This window comes from Borrelia hispanica CRI, assembly GCF_000500065.1.
Taxonomy (GTDB): domain Bacteria; phylum Spirochaetota; class Spirochaetia; order Borreliales; family Borreliaceae; genus Borrelia; species Borrelia hispanica.
On record NZ_AYOU01000080.1, the window covers coordinates 1 to 5,099 of the forward strand.

General features: G+C 28.0%; 7 protein-coding genes and 1 pseudogene. All 8 read right to left on the minus strand.

The window, feature by feature from the left end:
- Window positions 1-656 (minus strand): DUF693 family protein (locus U880_RS0102200; RefSeq protein WP_038358925.1); only part of this gene is annotated, 656 nt, incomplete at its 3' end.
- Window positions 657-672: 16 nt separating this feature from the next.
- The gene (locus U880_RS09915; RefSeq protein ID WP_038358929.1) at window positions 673-1,221 is read right to left on the minus strand and encodes a DUF792 family protein; all 549 of its coding nucleotides are present in this window, start codon (window positions 1,219-1,221) and stop codon (window positions 673-675) included.
- A gap of 10 nt (window positions 1,222-1,231) precedes the next feature.
- Window positions 1,232-2,460 (minus strand): annotated as a pseudogene (locus U880_RS09920) (DUF759 family protein).
- Window positions 2,457-2,696, minus strand: a complete 240-nt coding sequence (locus tag U880_RS0102215; RefSeq protein WP_024654595.1) for a DUF1322 family protein — start codon at window positions 2,694-2,696, stop codon at window positions 2,457-2,459. Before U880_RS0102215 ends, U880_RS09920 begins: the two are co-directional and overlap by 4 nt.
- Before the next feature lie 5 nt (window positions 2,697-2,701).
- Window positions 2,702-3,124, minus strand: coding sequence for a DUF1473 family protein (locus tag U880_RS0102220; protein WP_024654596.1), 423 nt, complete (start codon window positions 3,122-3,124; stop codon window positions 2,702-2,704).
- Between the two features lie 14 nt (window positions 3,125-3,138).
- Window positions 3,139-3,567: a DUF1463 family protein gene (locus U880_RS0102225; protein WP_024654597.1), complete on the minus strand. Its 429-nt coding sequence runs from the start codon at window positions 3,565-3,567 to the stop codon at window positions 3,139-3,141.
- Complete coding sequence (locus U880_RS0102230; protein ID WP_024654598.1) at window positions 3,560-4,690, minus strand: DUF787 family protein; 1,131 nt, start codon at window positions 4,688-4,690, stop codon at window positions 3,560-3,562. Before U880_RS0102230 ends, U880_RS0102225 begins: the two co-directional genes overlap by 8 nt.
- Window positions 4,680-5,099 (minus strand): DUF764 family protein (locus U880_RS0102235; protein WP_024654599.1); only part of this gene is annotated, 420 nt, incomplete at its 5' end. The genes U880_RS0102235 and U880_RS0102230, both read right to left, overlap by 11 nt.

Genomic DNA, 5,099 nt, shown 5'->3' on the forward strand with positions numbered 1-5,099 from the left:
AAATTAATATTTGTAAATATATAATTACATTCAACACCATTATTATTTCCAATATCTGTTTTAATACTTTGAACATATTTTTTAGTTATTTTTTCGACAAATTCTTTAGGTGTTTCTGCATAAAAACTTTCAGTAATTATTGTAGAACGATCTTTTATGCTCATATTAATGATATTTCTATTTGGGAAAGTCGATTTAATTGCTTCTTCAACGGTCATACCTTGAAATTGAGTATTTTCAAGTTTTCTATTAAAGAAATTACTCTTTGAGGCTAAATGAAGTTCCAAATCAACACTAAAGTCGCCACTGGGATAATCAGTGCTCATCGGCACTCCTAAATATCCAGCCATAATAAAGTCATATTGTTTGGCGTCATAAAACTTCTTATAAAATATTTTGACGATGTCGCCTTCTTTGATTGATTCTGTAAAGTCTAAAGGTAAGTTCCAAAGAGTTAATTTGGCTTGTTTTGAGGCCACATATTTATAGCTTGAATACAAATCTGATATCGATATGTCTACATGTATTCCATTATAAGTCTCAATAACAATTTTTGGATTATCTTCTGGAATAGAATCACCTATTGTAGAATTGTCAGGTAAATGTGAATTATAAAATTCAATTTTAAAGTCGTATTTTAGTATTTTATGTATCATATATATATCCTTTATATTATGAAGTAGTAAAAGTTTTGGCAACTTCCATAGTAAGACTTATCTCAACCTCATCAATATTGGGAGTGTCTTTAAGTGTTATAGAAGTTAATGTCACTACTTCTTTTATGCCAAAAGCTGGACTGAAGGCAGTGAAAGGTACTCCAGCTTCAATTCTATTGTTGAGTTGAGTTTTTACTAAATGGCTATCATATTGTAGTATTGCAGAGCCAAAAATAGATGCTTGCATATCTTCAATTATTTCCTTATAGAAACTGGTTAGAACACCAGAATTTAGGCTAATAATTTCACTGTTTAGTATTGGATTATAGCTTACGTATCCTGCTTTGCGAGTATAGTAGTTAACAATAGGACGTTTTGAACATGAAGTGTTGTAAGTTATGCTTATAAGTTCATTTTTAGGTTTTATGAAAAATAATTGAGGAATATATCCAAGACCTTTAAAATCAAGTCTTGGGAATAGTACTATAAAATTATCATGTACGAACAAACTAAGTGTTTGTGTGACTATTTCTTTGATCAAATTAGTAATTTGAAATGAATTCATATTTGCTCTCCTAGTGAGGTGTTTCTACACTACTGTCAGTTTCAGTTTTAGTAGAATCTGTGCCGTTCCACCAGTCTTTAAAACCTTGTACGATACTTGATGTTAATTTAGAAAAATTGAACACTGATTTTAATGGTTCAACAATACTTTTCTGAAAACTAAATTCCACTAACCAATTTGTTAATTTGGTTAATATACCAAGTAGTGGTTTGAGTGCATTAACGGTAAGTGTATTTATATTTTCAGTAATTTTTGTAACTTTACTACTAGTATCTTCTTTAAAAGAAGTGGCTTTTGTAAGACCAGTTGATAGTAAATCTTTATGTATTTCTTTGATTAAGTTTATTCGTGAATCAAATTCATTATTTAATGATGTGACGCGTTCATATTCCATTTGTTTTTGTTCGCTGTATTTATGACCAAATTCTTTAAAGACACTCATAGCTTTAAAAATAGAGCCTCCTTCACCCTTTAGTAGTGTTGAAACTTCTGAAATAGCATCATTATCACTAATACCACTAGATTTAAGACTTGCAGCGAGCATAACAGCTGAATTTAGATTTTCTTTTGTATTAATACCTAATTCAGTAAGATCACCCTTAAGAACAGCAGCAGAACGTAAGAACAATTCCTTGTCAGCTTCTCGTTCAAATCCTCTCATGTCACTTATTTTTTTACTTAGGTCATTATATTCATTTTTGTCAAAGACTTTTAAGTTAAATGCTTGATGTCTTTTTTTTATTGAATCAGCTTCAATAGCTTGTTTTGCAAAGCCAAGTGTACCTGAAAAAGCTCCTTTTACACCTCCTGCTGCTAATTGACCAAGAGCAGTTCCAGCTGAAATTTTAAATATGTCTTTGATATTGTGATTTAAGAATTTATTTCTTTTCTTTAAAGAATCATATTCTAATTGTCTTAAATCTTTTGATGACATTAAAGAATGTTTGAGGGCTGTTTTTTTTGCTTCTTCAAATTTCATGCCTTGTTTTATCAGTTTTTTAGTTTCTTGAAGTCTAAATTTTTCTATACTTTCTCTTAATTTTTCATATTTGCTTTGTTTGGCAAGTTCAGTTTTTTTTCTTTTAGATTGTATTTCAATATTTTTTCAGTACTATCGAGTCTTGTCCTTTTGGGTTTTAGAACTTTTTCAAGAATAGATATATCTTTTTCTAAAGACTTTTTAGTTGAAGCATGATCAAGTATGCCTTTAAACTTAATAGTAAATTTATTATCATTCATAATGTGCTTTTACCTAAGGTTAATTCTAAGACTTGTTTTTCAAGTTTGAGTTCTGATATTGCATTTACTTCCATTAACTGTTCATAATTAAGATTCTTAACTTCATTTAAACTGCATATACCCATGATAACAGGAAAGAAATATTTATTTTGTTGAATATCGTTAATAAGTTTCGCATATTTATTTTTTCTATCGTTAAATATTTTGATAAAGTCTTCATACTCTTGTTGTTTCATAAATGCTACTCATTTTGTTGTTTTGTTAAATATTCATAGTTCCAAAGTTCATTAATGTAATTAAATTTAGTAAAGTCACCAGAAGTGTCTTCATATTCACTTAAGTAAATTAATGATGGTTTTTGAAAGTCAGAATCTCTATGAAAAATATTAAATTGAATTGAATAAATAATCCCCACTAAATATTCTTTGTAGATACTAACATATTCTCTATTGTCATCTAAAATTTTGTAAAATTCAGTTAAGAAGTCAGGCTTTATCATTAAATCAGTTATTTTTTTAAGGTAGTTAATGTCGTTGAGTTTATCAATACCATAATTTTGTGAAAAACCTAAAATAGAATCCCACTGATAAACAGGAAGTACTTTTAGGTCAAATGTATAAGTTTTATTTTTAGATAAAATATTCATTTTATAGCGCATAATCATATAAAAAACTCCTTTTATTTATTTGGTATAGTTCTTGTGCAATTCATAGCCCTAATTTCAAATGTAACTTTTTCAGATTCAGAGGAATAGCTTCTTGATGGTTCTTCTGTAAATACAGCGTAGTTACTAATAATTTTGGTTTTAATTCTATCATTGAATACTATACTTAAGAATTTTTCATTTTTATTTTTACCTAGTGTATAGAATTGTTCGCTTGAAAGATCAGTTAAGATTCCATATTCATAGCTACCAAGATTAACTTCTATGGTAAATATATAGACAATTGTTCTAGGATCACGAAAACTTACTACTGGAATTCCTCTGTCTTCATTACTAAAAGATGCTCTTGTTGTGGGTTCACTTGAGAGTTCTAGTTTGCCACCTATAATTTTAGTTCCATTTATAGAAAAGTAGACATCTTCAAGTTGGTATGCATTATTCATTTAGTTCACTCCTCCTTGTAAAATTGTTTATGTCTTCAGTAGTGATATTGAGTAGTACTTCATTCATACTGAAGTTGTAAGTAATTGAAACACTTAACATAAGTTTAAGTTGTGGATTTGAAGATAATGTGAGTTTGAGCTTGGAATAAGCAACTATTAATCTTCTCTCAATAAAACGTTCTAACATACATTCTATTGCCGAAGTATAAGCATTATCTCTTTGGCCAGATAGTTGAAGTGCTGATAATTTACTATTTTGTCTATTATTTAAGTTCCATATTCTAATAAGTTCTGCAATAAATTCATATTTGATATAGTCATAAGTAAAAATTTCGTCGATAGGGTTAGAATCAAGACAAATCCCTTCTTTAAAAGCAGAAATACCATCAAGTCCAGTTTCATTAAGGTATGAATAGAAATTGATATTAGCTTGTCTAAGCTTAGTAATTTCTTCACTATTAGTAATAGGATTTATACCACTAAATGTAAGTCCATAAGGGTTTACAGCATGAAACATACTTGCTTCATGTAAATACTTAGATACAAATCTTAAATGTAATTGTTGATCTCCTTTAGAATGAATAACAATAATTTTAGATTTAGAGTTTGAACCATTTTTAAACAATTCTTTTATTTCAGATTCTTTGGTTCCAAAAACAAAGAAGTGTGCAGGATCTTTGAAATTGGTATAATCATCTTTATAAATAGTAAGACCATCACCACCATCATTATTACTTGCATAAGTGTTTATAAATACAATAAAAGCATTTCTACTTCTTTTAAATAGTTCTTTAATCCCTTTTGCTTCTGTTGTTTCTTTATATATAACTAATGTTACAGAACGTAATCCTTTATCATCTTCTGCAAAAAATGCTTGAATTGCTTGTTTTAAATATTCTTTTTCTTTATTAAATTCATCGTCACCATTGCTACCTTCTTTTTCAAGTGCATCAATTGCTTGTTCATAATCATTTATATTTAAATATAATATTTTATATTTTGGTGATGTAGTATTAAGTTTAATTTTTGAACATTTATAGACAAGTAGTGGTGTATAATAACTTACTTGATTTAGATCCAATCTAGAATGCGTTAAATTAACACTAATTGTATCAGCTGGCATTATTTTTCTCCTTAATTTTTTCTTCTTCTATTTGTATATTTGCTCTAAATCCTTGACTTAAACAATAAGTTAAGTTGCTATGATTGCTATTTATGTCAAGGAGACCATTGTTTTGCATATTTGTTGTATGGTGAATATAAAATTTCAAATTTATTTGGTAGTCATTATCTTCAGGTGTAAAAGTAAAGCTTTGAGTTGCAAAGTCATATAAGAAGTCACTAAATAATGTATAAAGTAACATAAGTCTTTCATATGCATCTTTGTTTGAATTGTTCGTTAATGCCATAAAATATAGTTGAAAATTGATAGCAAATTCGTTGACATTATTATAAAATACACCTGTTCTTGAATTATGATTAAAGAGACCATCAATATTATTAAAATGCACAGCAATTATATTTGAATTATT